Source organism: Amycolatopsis sp. NPDC104775, assembly GCF_055583325.1.
Window position 1 is genome coordinate 116,573 of record NZ_JBVJOE010000011.1, and the last position, 18,574, is coordinate 135,146.

The 18,574-nt window shown below is 70.0% G+C and carries 14 protein-coding genes; 9 read left to right on the forward strand and 5 right to left on the reverse strand.

Annotated elements, in window-relative coordinates; all coding sequences use genetic code 11:
- The first annotated feature begins 56 nt into the window (after positions 1–56).
- Both ACZ63D_RS36435 and ACZ63D_RS36440 read left to right on the forward strand, forming a co-directional pair.
- Positions 57–623 carry a Uma2 family endonuclease gene (locus tag ACZ63D_RS36435; protein ID WP_465358875.1) on the forward strand — a complete coding sequence of 189 codons (567 nt, stop codon included), beginning with the start codon at positions 57–59 and terminating at the stop codon, positions 621–623.
- Between the two features lie 48 nt (positions 624–671).
- On the forward strand, positions 672–1,331 hold the full coding sequence (locus tag ACZ63D_RS36440) for a peptidoglycan recognition protein family protein (protein WP_465358876.1): 660 nt from the start codon (positions 672–674) through the stop codon (positions 1,329–1,331).
- 6 nt (positions 1,332–1,337) lie between these two features.
- Here ACZ63D_RS36440 and ACZ63D_RS36445 read toward each other — a convergent pair whose 3' ends face one another.
- Positions 1,338–2,645 carry a type I glutamate--ammonia ligase gene (locus ACZ63D_RS36445; protein ID WP_465359013.1) on the reverse strand — a complete coding sequence of 436 codons (1,308 nt, stop codon included), beginning with the start codon at positions 2,643–2,645 and terminating at the stop codon, positions 1,338–1,340.
- A gap of 174 nt (positions 2,646–2,819) precedes the next feature.
- On the opposite strand from ACZ63D_RS36445, the gene ACZ63D_RS36450 reads away from it, so the two are divergent.
- From ACZ63D_RS36450 to lgt, 4 genes are all read left to right on the forward strand, one after another.
- Entirely contained in the window at positions 2,820–4,235 is a 1,416-nt protein-coding gene (locus tag ACZ63D_RS36450; protein ID WP_465358877.1) for an APC family permease, read from the forward strand.
- Complete coding sequence (locus ACZ63D_RS36455) at positions 4,232–5,368, forward strand: amidohydrolase family protein (protein WP_465358878.1); 1,137 nt, start codon at positions 4,232–4,234, stop codon at positions 5,366–5,368. The genes ACZ63D_RS36450 and ACZ63D_RS36455 overlap by 4 nt, the downstream gene beginning before the upstream one ends.
- The gene (locus ACZ63D_RS36460) at positions 5,365–6,537 is read left to right on the forward strand and encodes a M20 metallopeptidase family protein (RefSeq protein WP_465358879.1); all 1,173 of its coding nucleotides are present in this window, start codon (positions 5,365–5,367) and stop codon (positions 6,535–6,537) included. Before ACZ63D_RS36455 ends, ACZ63D_RS36460 begins: the two co-directional genes overlap by 4 nt.
- Before the next feature lie 96 nt (positions 6,538–6,633).
- Positions 6,634–7,638, forward strand: coding sequence for a prolipoprotein diacylglyceryl transferase (gene lgt, locus ACZ63D_RS36465; RefSeq protein ID WP_465358880.1), 1,005 nt, complete (start codon positions 6,634–6,636; stop codon positions 7,636–7,638).
- Positions 7,639–7,743: 105 nt separating this feature from the next.
- Here lgt and ACZ63D_RS36470 read toward each other — a convergent pair whose 3' ends face one another.
- Genes ACZ63D_RS36470 through ACZ63D_RS36480 form a run of 3 tightly spaced genes read right to left on the reverse strand, consistent with a single transcriptional unit; the run spans position 7,744 to position 10,751 of the window.
- A complete protein-coding gene (locus ACZ63D_RS36470; protein WP_465358881.1) occupies positions 7,744–8,553 on the reverse strand; it encodes a hypothetical protein in 810 nt (269 codons plus the stop codon).
- A 15-nt stretch (positions 8,554–8,568) separates the two neighbouring features.
- Positions 8,569–10,368, reverse strand: a complete 1,800-nt coding sequence (locus ACZ63D_RS36475) for a hypothetical protein (protein WP_465358882.1) — start codon at positions 10,366–10,368, stop codon at positions 8,569–8,571.
- Between the two features lie 41 nt (positions 10,369–10,409).
- Positions 10,410–10,751 (reverse strand): hypothetical protein, encoded by a 342-nt coding sequence (locus ACZ63D_RS36480; protein ID WP_465358883.1) that lies wholly within the window; start codon positions 10,749–10,751, stop codon positions 10,410–10,412.
- A gap of 397 nt (positions 10,752–11,148) precedes the next feature.
- Here ACZ63D_RS36480 and gltB point away from each other — a divergent pair, with 397 nt between their 5' ends.
- The 3 genes from gltB to ACZ63D_RS36495 all read left to right on the forward strand — a co-directional run bounded on the left by gltB (position 11,149) and on the right by ACZ63D_RS36495 (position 17,628).
- Positions 11,149–15,690, forward strand: a complete 4,542-nt coding sequence (gltB, locus tag ACZ63D_RS36485) for a glutamate synthase large subunit (protein ID WP_465358884.1) — start codon at positions 11,149–11,151, stop codon at positions 15,688–15,690.
- Positions 15,683–17,191, forward strand: a complete 1,509-nt coding sequence (locus ACZ63D_RS36490; protein WP_465358885.1) for a glutamate synthase subunit beta — start codon at positions 15,683–15,685, stop codon at positions 17,189–17,191. The genes gltB and ACZ63D_RS36490 overlap by 8 nt, the downstream gene beginning before the upstream one ends.
- A gap of 65 nt (positions 17,192–17,256) precedes the next feature.
- A complete protein-coding gene (locus tag ACZ63D_RS36495; protein WP_465358886.1) occupies positions 17,257–17,628 on the forward strand; it encodes a MerR family transcriptional regulator in 372 nt (123 codons plus the stop codon).
- Here ACZ63D_RS36495 and ACZ63D_RS36500 read toward each other — a convergent pair.
- A complete protein-coding gene (locus tag ACZ63D_RS36500) occupies positions 17,625–18,518 on the reverse strand; it encodes an NADP-dependent oxidoreductase (protein ID WP_465358887.1) in 894 nt (297 codons plus the stop codon). The genes ACZ63D_RS36495 and ACZ63D_RS36500 overlap by 4 nt on opposite strands.
- Between the last annotated feature and the right edge of the window lie 56 nt (positions 18,519–18,574).

The window sequence follows — 18,574 nt, forward strand, 5'->3', positions numbered from 1 at the left end:
ATCATGGCAGACTGGACCCGGCACGAAAGACCGAGCGCAGGCGGAGGTGACCTGTGTTGGCAACACCGACGGGCCTTGAGTTCCGCGTCACCGCCCCGCCTGGCGGCTGGACGGTGGAGAGCGTTCTCGAGCTGCCTGACGAGGAACGGGCGCGCAACGTCGTCGAGCTTGTCGACGGGATACTGCACGTGAGCCCCCTGGCCAGGCTCGAGCACCAGCGGCTCGTCGGCCGGTTGTGGGGACAGCTGAGCCCCGGCGCCGCGCCCCGCTACGAGGTGCTCCCCGGAGCCAATCTGGTGCTGGGCAACCGAAACGACCGGCTGCTGATCCCTGATCTTGTCGTCAGCACAGCCCCCGGCCTCGAAGGGGTCAGCCTGACCGAGAAGCAAGTGCTGCTCGTCGCGGAAATCGAATCGCCGTCCACCCGGGTGCAGGACCGGATCTTCAAGAAAGCCCTCTACGCCGAAGCCCTCATCCCGTACTACCTGCTCGTCGACCCGGAGCAGGACGCCGCCACCGTGTACGCGCTTTCCGACGGCGACTACCTGCCGCACGCGAAAAGCGAAGGCGGCGTGCTCGCCCTGACCGAACCGTTCCCCGTCGAGCTGGATCTGCGCGCCTGAGCGGTCAGTTGTACGCATCGTGTACGCCGTCCGCGCACAGTGCGGCGCATGGCTTTCGACATCGGACAAGTTCCCCGGAGGACGTTCCTGCGCGGGGCGGCCGGCGTGAGCGCTGCCGCGGCGGCGGGGCTCGTGCTGCCCGGCCTGGCGGACGCAGCGGCCGCGCCGCGCATTTACAGCTGTGCCGAATGGGGTGCGCGCCCGCCCGCGGATCCGCTCACCACGCTCGACCATCCGGCCAATCGCGTGCTCATCCACCACATCGACTGCCCCAATAGCACCGACTATTCGCTCGAGCACGCGTTCCAGGTCGCGCGCGACGATCAGGCCGACCACATCGACAACAACGGCTGGTCCGACACCGGCCAGCACTTCACGGTCTCCCGCGGCGGCTACCGGCTCGAAGGCCGTCACGGCAGCTTGGACGCGTTGCGCAGCGGCACGAAGATCGTCCGCGCGGCGCATTGTCCCGGTCAGAACGACAACGCGATCGGCATCGAGAACGAGGGCACCTACATGCAGGTCGCCCCGCCGAAAGCGCAGTTCGATTCGCTGGTCGTGTTCGTGGCGTACGTATGCCGCCAGTACGGCATCCCGGTGCAGGAAATCAAGGGACACCGCGACTTCTACAACACCGACTGCCCGGGCGACAAGCTGTACGCGATGCTGCCGGAGTTGCAGTCGCGGGTGGCGGCTTTGCTTCGTTGAGGGGCCTCAGTGGAGAAACCGCATCGCGCGGCACAACTCCGCTGGTTCCAGCGATCCCAGCTCGGCCACTTCGGCGCGACGCACGTCTGCCAACGTTGTGGCCAGCTGGGACCCGAAAGCATCGCGAAGCACATCGTCGGCCTCGAACGCGGCGATAGCCTCCGACAGCGATTGCGGCAGCCGCGCGACCCCAGCCGCTGCGGCATCCGACGGGGAGAGCGCCCCCGGGTCCACACTGATCGGTTCCGGCAAGCGCGACTCAGCATCGATGCCTGCCTGCCCCGCGAAAAGCAGGCCCGCCACCACCAGATACGGATTCGCGGTGAGGTCGAAACACTTCACCTCCAGGTTCGCCGCCGTGTCGCGCTGTCCGGCCGCACCGCGGATCAGCCGCAGCGGGGCTTCGCGGTTTTCCAGTCCCCACGCGGTAAACACGCCTGCCCAATGGTGCGGTTCCAGCCGCAGATAGCTGACCACCGACGGTGCGCCGACGGCCAGCAGCGCGGGCAACCGGCGGAAAATGCCCGCACCGAAGGATTCCGCGGTCGAGGTCAGCCCGAAAGCTCCGGTCCCGCCCGCGCACAGGTTTCGCTCGCCGTCCCACAGGCTCAGGTGCACGTGTCCACCGTTGCCGACGCCGCCGGGCTCGAACTTCGGCGTGAACGACGCGCGCAACCCGTGTGCGGCGGTCACTGTCCGCACGGTTTCCTTGGCCAGCACTGCTAAATCGGCCGCGCGCACGGGATTCGTCGCGGCGATGGACAGCTCGAACTGGCCCGCCGCGTACTCCGGGTGGATCTGCTCCACCTCGGCGCCTTGACTGGCCAAAGTGGACACCACGGTGCGGAGGTACTCGTGGTTCGCGCTCAATCGCGAGTAGCCGTAGGCCGGACCGGGCAGCGGGACCCCGTCCGCGTCGGTCACGATCCACTCCAGTTCGAACGCCATCCGCGCGGTCAGGCCGCGATCGGCGAGCTGAGCCACGGCCTTCGCCGCGAGCGCCCGGGTGTCCTGCGCATGCGGCTGTCCATCCTGGTCGTACCGCCAGGCCGGGGCCCACGCCCAGCCGGGTTGTGCGGCGAGGACGGTAAGCGCGTCGAGGTCGGGATGCAGCCGCAGGTCGCCGACCGGGCCGAGGGAGTGCTCGCCGCTCGCGATGCTGTCCGTGCTGAGGAAGAAGTCGAACGAATTGGACGCGCCGACGCCCCACGCCGCGGCAGTCGCCAGCTTCGCCACCGGCACCGCCTTGACCCGCGAAATGCCGGAGTTGTCCACGAAACTCAGCGCGACGAGGTCGACGCCCGCCTGCTCCATCCGGCCCGCGGCGGCAGCGCCGAGTTCAGCGAGCCGGTCGCGGTCGAGGTTCGAAGGGGTGGACGGCAAGGTTCGCTCCTTCAGCGCTGGGACGAAAGGTTCAGCCGGTCGGCGCTCGCTGCCCGCGCCGCCCTGGAGGTTCACTGTGTACTTCGCGGGGAAAGGAGCGCATCCGTGTCCGGTGAGCGTCCCGAATTACGGCCCACCTTGTCAGTCTGGCAGGCCGTCGGGCTGTCCGTCGCGCTCATGGCCCCCAGCATGGCGGCGAACATCAATCCACAGCAAACAGCCACGGCCGCCGGACGAGCGGTGCCGCTGGCCTTCCTCCTTTCGGCGGCAGGCGTGCTGCTGGTCGCGTACGGCTTTGTCCAGCTTTGCCGCCACTACCAGCACGCCGGGTCGGTCTACGCGTTCGTCGGCGCGACTCTCGGTCCTCGCGCGGGCGTCGTGTCCGGCATCGGGCTGCTCGGCACGTACACCTTCTACGCCGTGGTCACCAGTTCCGCCGCGGGCGTGCTGGGCACGGCGTTTCTGACGCAGGTCGGGATCTGGCCGCACCCGCCGTCGTGGGGGCCGTTCGTGCTGACCGCGGTGGCATTGATCGGCAGCTGGCTGCTCGCGGTCGCGCCGGCTCGCCGCGGCACCAGCACATTGCTCGCCGTCGAGGGCGCGACCATCGCGCTCATCTTGCTGGTCACTGTGGTCATCCTGGTCCGGCTGATCGCGGGCGACGCTCCCAGCGGCCGGTTCACCCTCCAGGTTTTCGTGCCGGACACCGGAGTCTCCGGCATCTTCCTCGGCGCGGTGTTCGGCTTTTTGTCGTTCGCCGGTTTCGAGGCCGCCGCGACGCTCGGCGAGGAAACCCGCGACCCGCGCCGCAACATCCCGCGCGCGATCCTCGGCACCGCCATCTTCGGCGGCGCCTACTTCGTGCTCGTGACCGCCGTCGAGATGATGGCCTTCGGCGGCGACGCCACCGCGTTCCACAATTCCCCGTCGCTGCTGGGTGATCTCGGCAGCCGCTTCGTCGGCCCGTGGGTCGGTGACGTCATCAGTGCCGGTGCCGCGATCAGCGCGTTCGGCTGCTGCCTAGCCTGCGTTGTCGGCGGCTCGCGGCTGCTGTTCGCCCTCGGCCGCGACGCGTTCGGCGGACGCGGCATCGGCCGGATCTCCGCCAAGGGCACCCCAGCCGTGGCCGTGACCGTGGTCGCGCTCGCCGCGGTGCTGATCATCTTGGTGTGCGCGGTGTTTTTCGGCGCGACCGCGGACGACACCTTCGCCTGGGCGGGATCCATCGGAACCTTGATCCTGTTGGTCATCTACTTGCTCACCACGCTGGGCGCGATCCTGCTGTTGTTCGTACGGCGGCGGATGCGAGTGCCGTGGTGGCATTTGGCGTTCCCGCTCGCCGCGCTGGTCCTGCTTGGCTACACCGTGTACGTCAACGTCGTTCCCTATCCATCCGACGGCCCGGCGCGGTGGTTTCCGGTGGTGGCGGGCGGGGTTCTCGTGCTGGCTGTCGTCGTGGTGGCCTCGGCGCCGGGGTTCGCCCGTAGGGTGGGGGAGAGGCTCGCTGAAGGGGACACATGACCGGACTGCTGGATTTCGTCGCGGACCTGCCGTTGGTCGACCACCACTGCCACGGCCTCCGCACGGGCGACGTCGACCGCGACGGGTTCGAGCGGATGCTCACCGAGGCGGACACCGTGTCGCCGCTCGGGACATCGCTGTTCGATTCGCTGATCGGTCTCGCCGTGCGCGAACGCTGCGCGCCGATCCTCGACCTGCCGAAGCACGCCCCGGCCGACGACTATCTCGCGCGCCGTAAAGAACTGGGCGCAGAAGAAGTCAACCGGCGGTTTCTTCGCGGCACCGGCAGCACGGATTACTTGCTGGACGGCGGTTTTCTGCCCGAGGCCCTCACGGACACGAGCACATTCGCCGAGTTGGCCAACGCCCGCGCGCACGACATCGTCCGGCTGGAACAGGTCGCCGAAGACGTCATCCGCGGCACCACCGCCGCCGGTTTCGCCGAGGACTTCGCGGCCGAACTCGACCGCCGCACGGCTCACGCGGTGGGCGTGAAGTCGATCGCGGCCTACCGGGTCGGGCTGGAGCTGTCCGGCGAACGTCCGGCTCCGGCCGAGGTCGAAGCCGCCGCCGGGCGCTGGCTGGCCCGGATCGAGGCGGGCGAGGAGCTCCGGCTGGCCGACGAGGTGCTGCACCGCCACCTGATCTGGGCGGGCCTCGATCGACGGCTGCCCGTGCAGTTCCACGTCGGCTACGGCGATTCCGACGTCGACCTCCACCGGTGCGATCCCTTGCGGCTCACCGGTTTGCTGCGCGCGACCCGTGACCTGGGCGTCCCGATCCTGCTGCTGCACAACTACCCGTTCCACCGCAACGCCGCCTACCTGGCGCAGGTCTTCGAGCACGTCTTCGCCGACGTCGGTCTCATCACGCACAACGCGGGCTTCCGCGCACCCGCGATCCTGGCCGAGACGCTGGAGCTGGCTCCGTTCGGAAAGCTGCTGTTCTCCACCGACGCCTTCGGCCTCGCCGAGCTGTACCACCTGGGCACCGCGCTGTTCCGGCAAGGACTGTCCGACTTCCTGCGCACCGCGCTCGCCGCCGACGCACTGTCCGAAGTGGACGCGATCCGGCTGGCTCGGCTGGCCGGGCACGAGAACGCGGCCCGGATCTACCAGCTGGAGCGGACATGAACGACCTGGCCGAGGCCTGGCGGGCGGCACTGGCCGAGGAACTGCCCGCGGCGGTCGAACTGCGGCACCGGATTCACGTCGACCCGCGCGCGTCCGGCGACGAGGACGACACCGCGCGGATCGTGGCCGCCGCGCTGGGCGAGGGCGAGCGGGTCGCGAAAACCGGGCGGCTGATCGAGATCTCCGCGCCACACCCTGGCCCAGCCGTAGCCTTGCGCGCCGAACTGGACGCGCTGCCGGTAATCGAGCGCACCGACGTGGCCTGGGCGGCGAAGACCGGCCTGATGCACGCCTGCGGCCACGATGTGCACCTAGCCGCGCTGACCGCGGTTTGCCGGGCAGCACGGCGCGTCGAACTCCCTCGCCCGCTGTTCGCGATCCTGCAGCCGCGAGAGGAAACCTCCCCGTCCGGAGCGCTCGACCTGGTCGAATCGGGCATTCTGGAAGAGCGCGGCATCGACACCGTGATCGGCGCCCACGTCCAGCCGCGGCTGCCCTACGGCGTCGTCTCGGCCGCGCCTGGGCCGGTGAACGCGTCCACCGACGAGTTCGAGGTCGTCCTGCACGGCCAGGGCGGGCACGCCGGATATCCGCACCTGCTGCGCGACCCGGTGCTGGCACTGAGCCAACTGGTGGTGAGCTTGCAGCAGGTCGCGAGCCGCCGGATCGACCCGATGCACGGCGCGGTCTGCACGATCGGCCGGCTGAGCGCGGGCACGGCGGCGAACGTCGTGCCGAACTCCGCGTCCGCGTTCGGTTCGCTGCGGCTGATGCGCGCGAGCGACCGCGAACGCGCGCTGGAGGCGCTCGACGAGATCGTGCACGCCACCGCCCGCGCCTACGGCTGCACCGCCGAACTCCGGATCAGCCCGTGCGAACCCGTCCTCGTCAACGACCCGGCGCTGGCCGCCGCCGCGCGGATCTGGCTCGAACGCGGCGGCGCCGATGTCGATGTCGATTTCCGGTCTTTCGGCGCGGACGATTTCGCGCATTACTGCGGCGACGGCATCCGCGGCCTGATGCTCTTCGTCGGCCTCGGCGAGACCGCGGGCGCGCCCAGCCTGCACGGCGAAACGTTCCTGCCCGAGGACAGCGCGGTCGGCCAGGTCGCCGACGCGCTGCTCGCCGGATACCTGGCCGCGGCCTCCGACCTGGAGTACCCGGGGTAGCCGGGCGGCGGCCGTGACCGGGCTGTGACCGGGTCTTGACTAAGGGTTCGACGGCACCGGGACCACGACCGGCGCCCGACGCGCTACGGTGGCCGCGTGTACTCCGCAGCATTCCTGGCCACGATCCCGAGCCCCGACCAAGGCGTCTGGCACCTGGGCCCGATCCCGATCCGGGCGTACGCGCTCTGCATCATCGCCGGCATCATCGTCGCGATCTGGTGGGGCGAGCGGCGCTGGGAGGCGCGGGGCGGCACGAAGGGCACGGTGCTCGACGTCGCGGTGTTCGCGGTGCCGTTCGGCCTGGTCGGCGGTCGGCTCTACCACGTCATCACCGACCCGGAGCTGTACTTCACCGAGGGCAAGAACCCCTGGAACGCCTTCGCCATCTGGGACGGCGGACTCGGCATCTGGGGCGCGGTCGCGCTCGGCGCGGTCGGCGCGCTGATCGCCTGCCGCCGCCGCGGGATTCCGCTGCCCGCGATGGCCGACGCGATCGCGCCCGGCATCATCGTCGCGCAGGCGATCGGGCGGCTCGGCAACTATTTCAACCAGGAGCTCTACGGCGGGCACACCGACCTGCCGTGGGGCCTGGAGATCTACCAGCGCTTCGACCCGGCCACCGGCGCCCCGGACGCCCTCGGCGGCGTCGCGACCGGGCACATCCCGCTGCCGGAGAGCCCGGTGCACCCGACGTTCCTGTACGAGCTGATCTGGAACCTGCTCATCGCGCTGGTCGTGGTGTGGGCGGACCGCAAGTTCAAGCTCGGCCACGGCCGCGCGTTCGCGCTGTACGTCGCGGGCTACACCGTCGGCCGCTGCGGGACCGAACTGCTGCGCACCGACCACGCCAACCACATTCTCGGCCTGCGGGTCAACGTGTGGGTGTCGATCCTGCTGTTCATCGGCGCGATGGCGTACTTCGTCCTCGCGGCCAAACGCGGTCCGCGCGAGGCCCCGGAGACGTTGCGCAGCAAGGGAGACGAGGGCGACGCCGTTGTCGAGTCCACTTCGGACGAAGCGGCGGAGAAGAACGACGAGCCCGCGGACACCGTGGACGCCGGATCCTCCGCCGGGGAGAACGGCAAGTCCGAGAAGTCTTAGGCACAACGCCGAAATGAGGCCCTCGCCCGGGTTGGGCGAGGGCCTCATTCGTGCCGGTCGGCTGAGGTCCGTGAGGGGAATCAGGGTTCCCCTCACGGACTGGGTTCAGCCGAGGAACGAGCCGCCGAAGTAATCGTCGTCGTCGCCGGAGTCCTGGCGCCGGGAGCGGCGGCCGGACGAGGGCGGCGGCTGGGGCGCGGACCGTTTCGGCCGGTCGCCCCGGTCGGCGAGGGGATCGGCGAAATCGTCCTCCGGCTCCGGTTCCGGCGCGCGATGCCGGGGCGGGGCGGGAGTCGTCGGCGGAGCGGGCGGTTCCTCGCGCGGCGGAGCCGGCGGGGGAGGCGGCGTCCGGTCGGCGAGCGGATTGTCGTTCGAGTACTCGTCCGGCTCCGGGGCGGGCGGGGCGGGCGGCCTCGGCTGGGAGCTGCTCGCCAGCGGGTCCGCCGCGGAGAATCCGGCGGGCTTGTCCGGCACGTCCGGATAGGTCGCGCGGCCAGTGTCCGACAACGGGTTCCCGGCGCCGCCGGTGCGCGCCTCGAGGATTTCCTCGGGGCTCTGGCCTTCCTCCAGTTCCTCGAGGATGTCCTTGGCCTCGCCGAGCTTCTCCTCGGCCAGTGCGCGGACGTCGGGGTCGGCGAAGGCCCGGCCCGCGGCGACGTCCTCCCAGGAGAACTCGCCCGCGTCGACCTTCCGCTTGATCAGCCGCAGCTGCGCGGGAGCGTCCGGACGCGAGGCGGCGCGCTTGATCGCCTCGATCCGTTCCGGAGTGTCGGTTTTGGGCAGCGGGCGGAGCTTGATCTTCTCCAGGTCTTTCAGCAGCTGCTGGGACTTGCGGACGGTCCGGTCGAGCGCGGCCTCGGCCTCCCGCAGCTCCGGCGTCTTCCACGAATCGTCCGCGGTCGCGGGGTGGGACATCTCGGCAGTTCCTCCTTAGTCGATGCGGCCGTGGATCCGGCCGCTCGCCGAGCGACGCGGCGGATGGGACGGCGGATGGTTCGCGGGCGGGTGGTTCGGCTGCGCGGGCGGGTGGCTCGGCTGCTGCGGAGGCTGGTGGTTCTGCTGGTTCTGCGGGGGCTGGTGCTGCGGGCCGTCCGGTTCGGACCGCTGGTTCGACCCGCGTTCGCCCGAGCCCGGCGACCGGTCGCCCTCCTCGCCGGAGCGGTGGCCGCGGCTGCCCTCGTCGCCGGAGGTGTGGTCGCCGCCCTCGCCGTCGCCGGATTCGCGCGAGCGCCGGTTTTCCTCGTGCGCCTCGCGCGCGCCCTTGACGCCTTCCTTGCCCGCCTCGACCGCGTCCTTGGCGTCCTGGCCGATGCCCTTGGCGTTGTCCTTGATGTCGCCGATGTCGCCGCCGATGCTCTTCCCGATGTCGACGAGATCGCCGATGCTGCCGACGTCCTTGATCTTCTGCAGCTGCGACCCGATGTCCTTGATCGAGTTCCAGATGTCCTGGACCCGCGTGATGATGTCCTTGATCATGTCGATGATCGAGATCAGGGCGTTGATCAGCGGCAGCAGCTCGGACAGCGCGGTGATCGCGTCGGCGATCCAGCCCGCGATCGGGACGCACGCCTCGGCGGCCATCACCAGCAGCCGGTCGATCAGGCTCTTGAGCAGGTCGAGCGCCTTGGCCGCGAGCTTCTTCGACGTGTCCGACAGCAAGTCGAAGCCCTTGGCGATCAGCGACGCGATCCCGGCCTCGGCGGCGAGCCCGGCCCGCCAGCCGGCCTGCACGTAAGCCTTGTGCTCCAAGGAAGCCATGCCGTGCCAGGACTCGCTGACGGTCTTCTCGTTGGCGACCATCACCTCGGAGAAGGCCTTCATCGCCTCGGAGATGTTGCGCCACGCCTCGGCGTCGGCCGACATCTTCGAGAAATCGCCGGTGAGCGGTTCGATGAACTGCTGGGTGAGCGTGGTGCCGGTGAACTTCTGATACACCCACTCGACGGCCATCACCTCGACGCCGGCGTCCTTCACCAGCGCTTGGACGTCCTCGCCGGAGGTGTCCTCCGGCGGCTGCAGCAGTTCGACGATCGAATCGCCGCGGTCGAAGTCGCCGGTGCCGCTGGGGACCCCGCCGGGCTCGCCGCCCGAACCTCCGGTGCCGCCTTCCCCGCCGTTGCCGCCGCCTTCGCTGCCGGTGCCGCCTTCTCCGCCCCCGTCGCCGCCTTCGCTGCCGGAGCCGCCCTCGTCGCCGCCCCGGCCGCCGCCTTCGTCGCCGCCCTCGTTGCCGCGGTCGCGGCCCCGCCCGTCGCCGCCTTCCTCGCCGCCGTCCCGGCCGTCGCGACCATCCCGTCCATCGCGGCCGTCGCGACCATCCCGGCCATCCCGCCCGTCGCGCCCGTCCCGGCCGTTGCCGTCGTCATTGGACTGGCCGTTGTCGTTGCCCTGGCCGCGGTGCCTGCCGGTGCCGTTGTCGTCGCCGGAGTTTCCCCCGGTGCCGCTCGGATGCGTCTGGTCGCCTCCGCCGGACGGACGGCGGCCGTCCCCGCCGGTGCCGGGATGCTGATTCCCGCCCGGATGGCCGGGCTGCTGACCGCCCGGCGGCTGGTTGCCGGGGTGCTGGCCGCCCGGAGGCGGCTGGTTCCCCGGATGCGGCTGGTTCCCCGGGTGCGGCTGATTGCCGGGATGCGGCTGGTTTCCGCCCGGACGGGACGGCGGATGCGTCGTTCCCGTTCCCCCGGAGTGGCCGCCGCTGTGGCCGCCGCCGTGTCCTCCGCCGTGCCGTGCCATGTCTTCTCCCCCTTGTCAGAACTGTGCCGTGCGGACGCGCATCAGGCCGCGCCGCGACCGGAGTCGATGCCGTCGAATTCGGCGATGAACTTCTGGAGCAGCTGCGCGGAATTCGCGTCGTGGTGCGCGTAGGCCTGCGCCGCCTGCTTGACCCCGTCGGACAGCGAGGTCAGCCGCGAGTGCCCGAAGTCGAGAGTCCCGCCGTAGAGGTTCGCGACCAGCTGCACCACCGGCTGCAGCACCACGAACAGCCCGGTGAACCCGGACGTGTCGCACGCGGTGGAGCGCATGTAGTCGTTGATCTTGCTGATCTTCTCGTGGAGGCTGTCGAGCACCTCGGCGTACTGGTTCATCGTCTCGACGTCGACTTCTATGCCGGACATGAAAGAAACCGCCCTCCCCGTGAGCTATTCGGTTGCCGAACACTATGGCAACCGACGATCACCGAGCGTCGGCGGTTCCCGGAAATTTGTGCGATTACCTGGGAAGATCGGGCGAAGGGGACGAAGCGGGCGCATCGACTTCGTCACGCGAGGGGTGCGCCGGGCCGCTCCGGGGCTTATGCTTCGCTGACCGAAGCATTGGGAACCCATCCGGAACTATGTCGTTCCGCGCTGCCGGATCGTTACCGTTCTTCCCCGTTCGGGGAGCTCCGAGGCGCTGCTGGGGTGTTTCCCAGGTGTTAAAGTCGCGCTAACAAGCGGGCCATCGTCGTCCCGTGCGCTCCCCGCGGCCGGTTCGCCGGCCACCGCACGAAACGACGAAGGAGGTCCCTTTTCCATGATCTTCTCCGCCATCCCCGGCAAGCAGGGTCTGTACGACCCGGACACCGAGCAGGATTCCTGCGGCGTCGCCATGGTCGCCGACGTCCAGGGCCGCCGCACGCACGGCATCGTCACCGACGGTCTCGCCGCGCTCACGAATCTCGACCACCGCGGCGCCGCGGGAGCCGAGCCGACGAGCGGCGACGGCGCCGGCATTCTGCTGCAGCTGCCCGACGAACTGCTCCGCGCCGAGGCGGGTTTCCCGTTGCCCGCCAGCGGCGCGTACGCCGCCGGGATCGCGTTCCTGCCCGCCGACGACGAGCAGCGCCGCAAGGCGACCGGGCTCACCGAACGGATCGCGGCCGAAGAAGGGCTCACCGTCCTTGGCTGGCGCGAGGTCCCGGTGGACACCGACGGCGCGGAGATCGGCCCCACCGCGCGTTCGGTGATGCCGCGGTTCGCGATGCTGTTCGTGTCGTCCCCGCACGGCGAAACCGGCCTGGAGCTGGACCGGCTGGCGTTCTGCCTGCGCAAGCGCGTCGAGCACGAAAGCCTCGCTTCCGGCTGCGGCACGTACTTCCCGTCGCTGTCCGCGCGCACGATCGTCTACAAAGGCATGCTCACGCCCGAGCAGCTGCCGCGGTTCTTCCCCGATCTGCGCGACTCCCGGCTCACCAGCGCGATCGCGCTCGTGCACTCCCGGTTCTCCACCAACACTTTCCCGTCGTGGCCGCTCGCGCACCCGTTCCGGTTCGTGGCGCACAACGGCGAGATCAACACCATCCGCGGCAACCGCAACCGCATGCGCGCCCGCGAAGCGCTGCTCGAATCCGATCTGCTCCCGGGCGATCTCTCGCGGCTGTACCCGATCTGCTCGGCCGACGCGTCGGACTCGGCGTCCTTCGACGAGGTGCTGGAGCTGCTGCATCTCGCGGGCCGTTCGCTGCCGCACGCGGTGCTGATGATGATCCCGGAGGCGTGGGAGAACCACACCTCGATGGATCCGCAGCGGCGGGCTTTCTACCAGTTCCACGCGAGCCTGATGGAGCCGTGGGACGGCCCGGCGTGCGTCACGTTCACCGACGGCACGCTCGTCGGCGCGGTGCTCGACCGCAACGGCCTGCGCCCGGCGCGCTGGTGGCGCACCGCCGACGACCGCGTGGTGCTGGCCAGCGAGGCCGGAGTCCTTGACGTGGCACCGGAAAACGTGGTCGCGAAGGGACGGCTGCAGCCGGGCCGGATGTTCCTCGTGGACACCGCCGCGGGCCGGATCGTGGACGACGAAGAGGTCAAGTCCGCGCTGGCGGGCAAGCAGGCCTACAGCGACTGGCTGCACGCCGGGCTGCTCAAGATCGCCGACCTGCCCGACCGCGACCACGTGGTGCAGAGCCACGATTCGGTGCTGCGCCGCCAGCTCGCTTTCGGCTACACCGAAGAAGAACTGAAGATCCTGCTCGCGCCGATGGCCGCCAACGGGGCCGAGCCGATCGGGTCGATGGGGTCGGACACCCCGGTCGCCGTGCTGTCCAAGCGGTCCCGGCTGCTCTACGACTATTTCAAGCAGAACTTCGCGCAGGTGACCAACCCGCCGCTGGACGCGATCCGCGAGGAGCTGGTCACGTCGATGAGCCGGATCATGGGGCCGGAGCGCAACTTGCTCGCCCCCGGGCCCGCCTCGTGCCGACACCTGAACCTGCCGTACCCGGTGATCGACAACGACGAGCTGGCCAAGCTCATCCACATCAACGACGACGGCGATCTGCCCGGTTTCGCGTGCAGTGTCCTTTCCGGACTGTACGAAGTGGACGGTGGCGCGAAAGCGCTGGCGGCGGCGATCGAGCGGGTGCGGCGCGACGCGTCCGAGGCGATCGCGGCGGGCGCGCGCACACTGGTGCTGTCCGATCGCGATTCCGACCACCGGATGGCGCCGATCCCATCGCTGCTGCTGGTTTCCGCGGTGCACCACCATCTGGTGCGCACCAAGGAACGGCTGCGCGTCGCGCTGGTCGTGGAAACCGGCGACGCCCGCGAGGTGCACCACATCGCGCTGCTGCTGGGCTACGGTGCGGCGGCGGTGAACCCGTATCTGGCCTTCGAAACCATCGAAGACATGATCAGCCAGGGCGCGATCACCGGCATTGAACCGGCGAAGGCGATCCGCAGCTACGTGCAGGCGCTCGTCAAGGGCGTCTTGAAGATCATGTCCAAAATGGGCATCTCGACGGTCGGCGCGTACACCGCGGCACAGGTGTTCGAATCCCTTGGCCTGAGCCAGGAACTGCTCGACGAGTACTTCACCGGGACGTCGTCGAAGCTCGGCGGCGTCGGGCTGGACGTGCTCGCCGAAGAGGTCGCGGTGCGGCACCGCCGGGCGTACCCGGACAACCCGACCGACCGCGTCCACCGCGGACTCGACACCGGCGGCGAGTACGCCTACCGCCGCGAGGGCGAGCTGCACCTGTTCACGCCGGAGACGGTGTTCCTGCTGCAGCACGCGTCGAAGACCGGCCGCGACGAGGTGTACCGCAAGTACACCGAAGAGGTGCACCGGCTCTACCGCGAGGGCGGCACGCTGCGCGGGCTGTTCAAGTTCCGCGAAGGCGCGCGCGAGCCGATCCCGCTGGACGAGGTCGAGCCCGCGTCGGCGATCCTGCGCCGGTTCAACACCGGGGCGATGTCGTACGGCTCGATTTCGGCCGAGGCGCACGAAACCCTCGCCATCGCGATGAACCGCATCGGCGGCCGGTCGAATACCGGCGAGGGCGGCGAGGACCCGGAACGGCTGTACGACCCGCAGCGGCGCAGCGCGATCAAACAGGTCGCTTCGGGCCGGTTCGGCGTCACGAGCGAGTATCTCGTCAACGCCGACGACATCCAGATCAAGATGGCCCAGGGCGCGAAGCCGGGCGAGGGCGGGCAGCTGCCGCCGAACAAGGTGTACCCGTGGATCGCGCGCACGCGGCATTCGACGCCGGGTGTCGGGCTGATTTCCCCGCCGCCGCACCACGACATCTACTCCATTGAGGACCTGGCGCAGCTGATCCACGACCTCAAGAACGCCAACGAGAAGGCCCGCATCCACGTGAAGCTGGTGTCCTCGCTGGGCGTCGGCACGGTCGCGGCGGGCGTGTCCAAGGCGCACGCGGACGTCGTGCTGATTTCCGGGCACGACGGCGGCACCGGCGCGTCGCCGATGAACTCGCTCAAGCACGCCGGGACGCCGTGGGAGATCGGGCTCGCCGAAACGCAGCAGACGTTGCTGCTCAACGGTTTGCGCGACCGGATCACGGTGCAGGTGGACGGTGCGATGAAGACCGGCCGCGACGTCGTGATCGCGGCGCTGCTCGGCGCCGAGGAATACGGATTCGCGACGGCCCCGCTGGTGGTCGCTGGCTGCATCATGATGCGCGTCTGCCACCTGGACACGTGCCCGGTCGGCGTCGCCACGCAGAGCCCGGAGTTGCGCAAGCGCTACACCGGGCAGGCCGACCACGTGGTGCGGTACTTCGAGTTCGTCGCCGAAGAAGTGCGGGAAACCCTGGCACAGCTGGGATTCCGCACGCTCGACGAGGCGATCGGGCACGCCGAGATGCTCGACACCGACGAGGCCGTGCAGCACTGGAAGGCCTCCGGGCTCGACCTCCGCCCGGTCTTCGACATGCCCGCGGAGACGCCGTACGGCGGGGCGAAGCGGCGCGTGCGCGAGCAGGACCACGGTCTGGCGCACGCACTCGACCGCACGCTCATCCAGCTCGCCGAGGCGGCGCTGGAGGACGCGCATCCGGTGCGCCTGGAACTGCCGGTGCGCAACGTGAACCGCACCGTCGGCACCTTGCTGGGTTCGGAGATCACCCGCCGCTACGGCGGCGAGGGCCTGCCGGACGACACGATCCACGTGCGGCTCACCGGTTCGGCCGGGCAGTCGCTCGGCGCGTTCCTGCCGCGCGGCATCACGCTGGAAATGGTCGGCGACGCCAACGACTACGTCGGCAAGGGACTGTCCGGCGGCCGGATCGTGGTCCGCCCGCATCCGGAGGCGAGCTTCGCCGCCGAACAGCAGACGATCGCGGGCAACACGCTGGCCTACGGCGCGACGTCCGGCGAGCTGTTCCTGCGCGGCCAGGTCGGCGAGCGGTTCTGCGTCCGCAACTCCGGCGCGACGGTCGTGGCCGAGGGCGTGGGGGACCACGCTTTCGAGTACATGACCGGCGGCCGCGCGGTGGTGCTCGGCCCGACCGGGCGGAACCTGGCGGCCGGGATGTCCGGCGGCAGCGCGTTCGTGCTCGATCTGGACCCGGCGAAGGTCAACCGGGAGATGGTGGACCTGCTTCCGCCCGCTCCGGAGGATCTGGCCTGGCTCAAGCAGATCGTGCAGCGGCACCACGACCTCACCCGCTCTGCCGTGGCGGCGTCGCTCCTGGGCGACTGGACCCGGCGCTCGGCGGCGTTCACCAAAGTGATGCCGCGCGACTACCAGCGGGTTCTCGATGCGGCGAAGGCGGCCCGTGCGGCCGGCCGAGACGTCGATGAAGCGATCATGGAGGCGGCTCGTGGCTGACCCCACCGGTTTTCTCAAGCACGAACGGCAAGAGCCGAAGAAGAAGTCTTACGAGGAACGGCTTTCCTCGTGGGGCGAGGTCTACGCGGACGTCCCGCCGGAGGAGCGCAACGAGCAGGTGCGCACGCAGGCCTCGCGGTGCATGGACTGCGGCATCCCGTTCTGCCATTCCGGCGGTTCCGGCTGTCCGCTGGGCAATCTGATCCCGGAATGGAACGATCTCGTCCGCCGCGGCGACTGGGCCGCGGCCAGCGATCGCTTGCACGCCACCAACAACTTCCCGGAATTCACCGGGAAACTGTGCCCCGCGCCGTGCGAGGCGGGCTGCGTGCTGTCGATCTCGCCGCTGTCCGGCGGGCCGGTGGCGATCAAGCGCGTCGAGGAGACGATCGCGGCGCAGTCGTGGGAAGCCGGATACGTGCAGCCGCAGGTGTCCGAGGTGTCCTCGGGCCGCAAGGTGGCCGTCGTCGGCTCCGGTCCCGCCGGGCTGGCCGCGGCGCAGCAGCTGACTCGCGCGGGCCACGAGGTCACCGTGTTCGAACGGGACGACCGGCTCGGCGGCCTGCTGCGGTACGGCATTCCCGAGTTCAAAATGGAGAAGAAGGTCCTCGACCGGCGCCTGGCGCAGCTGCGCAAGGAGGGCACGAAGTTCGTCACCGGCTGCGAGGTCGGCGTCGACCTGTCGGTGGAAGACCTGCGCGCGCAGTACGACGCGGTGGTGCTCGCTGTCGGCGCGCTGCGCGGCCGGGACGACCGCACCACGCCGGGCCGTTCGCTGGACGGGATCCACCTGGCGATGGAACACTTGGTGCCCGCCAACAAGTTCGTGGAGGGCGACGGCCCGTCTCCGGTCGACGCGAACGGCAAGCACGTCGTGATCATCGGCGGCGGCGACACCGGCGCGGACTCCTACGGCACCGCGACCCGCCAAGGCGCGCTGTCGGTCACCCAGCTCGACCAGTACCCGACGCCGCCGCAGGTCCGCGACGACGAACGGTCGCCGTGGCCGACCTGGCCCTACATCCTGCGCACCTACCCGGCGCACGAGGAAGCGGGCGAGCGGAAGTTCGCGGTGGCGGTGAAGCGGTTCGTCGACGACGGCAACGGCCACGTCAAAGCCGTGGAACTGCAGGAAGTCCGCGTGCAGAAGGATCCGGAAACCGGCCGCCGCGAGGTCATCCCGGTCAACGAGAAGGTCGAAACGCTGCCCGCGGACCTGGTCCTGCTGGCGATCGGCTTCGAAGGCGTCGAGGAAATGCCGCTGCTGGAAGGCCTCGACCTGACGCTGACCCGCCGCGGCACCCTGTCGTGCGGTGCGGACTGGCAAACGGAAACCCCCGGCGTCTTCGTCTGCGGCGACGCCCACCGCGGCGCGTCGCTGGTGGTGTGGGCCATCGCGGAAGGCCGTTCGGTCGCGGCCGCGGTGGACACGTTCCTTACCGGCGCGTCGGACCTTCCCGCTCCCGTGCACCCGACCGCGTTGCCGCTCGCGGTGGTGTGATCGCCCCTCTGGCTCGGGCCCCGGCGCAACGGCGCGCCGGGGCCCGTTTTCTTTAAGCTGGCAGCGTGCGGATCGGCGAACTAGCCCGGAAGACCGGCGTCAGCGCCCGCTCGCTGCGGTACTACGAGCAGCAAGGCCTGGTGCGGAGCACGCGGTCCGCGGGCGGGCAGCGGCATTACCTGGCGACCGAGGTAGAGCGGGTCGAGCTGATCCGCCGGTTGTTCGGCGCGGGCTTGAACAGCAAGGTGATCGCCCGGTTGCTGCCGTGCGTGCACAGCGACGACGCGGGCGTCATCGAGGACGCCTTCACCACGATGGTGTCCGAACGCGACCGGCTCACCGCTGACATCGCCCGGCTCGCCGATGCCCGCGACGCTCTGGACGGGCTGATCGACGCGAATACCCGCTACCGGCAGGGCGAGCGCGGTTCGTGCTAAAGGCTCAGATCGAGCACTAGCTTGCCCGTGGCGTGCCGGGATTCGACCAGCGCCAGCGCTTCCTGCGCCCGGGACAGCGGATAGATCCCGGTGATGTGCGGATCGAGCCGCCCCTCGGCCATCAACTCGGCGACCCGCTCCAGACTCGCCCGATCGAGCCGACGCCGGACGGATACGCCACCGAGTTCGGTCACCGACGGGTCCCCGACCGCGACGAGCTTCTCCGCCAGCGGGGCGACAGCGCGCAGGGATTCGCCGCCGACGGTGTCGACCACAGCGTCGAACCGGCCCGCCACGCTGTCCACCGTGTAGTCGACGAACGCCGCGCCGTACTTCGTCGCGAGTTCCCGTTTGGCCGTGCTGCCCGTGCCCGTCACGACAAGCCCCCGGTGCCGCGCGAGCTGGGCCAGCGCGCTGCCGACACCTCCGCCGATCCCGTTCACCAGCAGTGACGCGCCTTCCGGCAGGTCGAGCTGATCGAGCACGTCCAGTGCGGTGGTGCCCGCGACGGGGATGGTGGCCGCCCAGGTCCACGGCAGAGCGTCCGGGATGCGAGCGGTGGACTCGCCGAGCAGGAGCGTCGTTTCCGCGTAGGTGCCCGCCCCGGTCAGTGCGAACCCGGTGACCCGGTCGCCGATGCCGAGCCCGGTGACGTCTTCGCCCACCGCGAGCACCGTTCCCGCCGCTTCCATCCCGATGACCTGGGGAAAGGGCAGGTGCCCGTTCAGGTCGGGGACGTGCCCGGACCGCAGCAGGTGATCGAGCGGATTCACGCCCGCAGCCGCGACGCGGACGAGAACCTCGGCAGGACCGGGCGCCGGATCCGGCCGTTCGAAGAACTCCTGGACGTCGGCCGCGCCGAACGCCCGATATCCCAAGGCAATGCTCATCAGGTACCTCTCTCGCGGCCCGGTCGGTTCGAAACCGACGCTATGCGCTGACACCG

Bases quoted from the DNA above. Each gene is read 5' to 3' on its own strand.
- ACZ63D_RS36440 (WP_465358876.1), top strand. From the start codon at position 672: ATGGCTTTCGACATCGGACAAGTTCCCCGGAGGACGTTCCTGCGCGGG.
- ACZ63D_RS36445 (WP_465359013.1), bottom strand. From the start codon at position 2,645: ATGGAGCAGGCGGGCGTCGACCTCGTCGCGCTGAGTTTCGTGGACAAC.
- ACZ63D_RS36455 (WP_465358878.1), top strand. From the start codon at position 4,232: ATGACCGGACTGCTGGATTTCGTCGCGGACCTGCCGTTGGTCGACCAC.
- ACZ63D_RS36460 (WP_465358879.1), top strand. From the start codon at position 5,365: ATGAACGACCTGGCCGAGGCCTGGCGGGCGGCACTGGCCGAGGAACTG.
- ACZ63D_RS36470 (WP_465358881.1), bottom strand. From the start codon at position 8,553: ATGTCCCACCCCGCGACCGCGGACGATTCGTGGAAGACGCCGGAGCTG.
- ACZ63D_RS36475 (WP_465358882.1), bottom strand. From the start codon at position 10,368: ATGGCACGGCACGGCGGAGGACACGGCGGCGGCCACAGCGGCGGCCAC.
- ACZ63D_RS36480 (WP_465358883.1), bottom strand. From the start codon at position 10,751: ATGTCCGGCATAGAAGTCGACGTCGAGACGATGAACCAGTACGCCGAG.
- gltB (WP_465358884.1), top strand. From the start codon at position 11,149: ATGATCTTCTCCGCCATCCCCGGCAAGCAGGGTCTGTACGACCCGGAC.
- ACZ63D_RS36500 (WP_465358887.1), bottom strand. From the start codon at position 18,518: ATGAGCATTGCCTTGGGATATCGGGCGTTCGGCGCGGCCGACGTCCAG.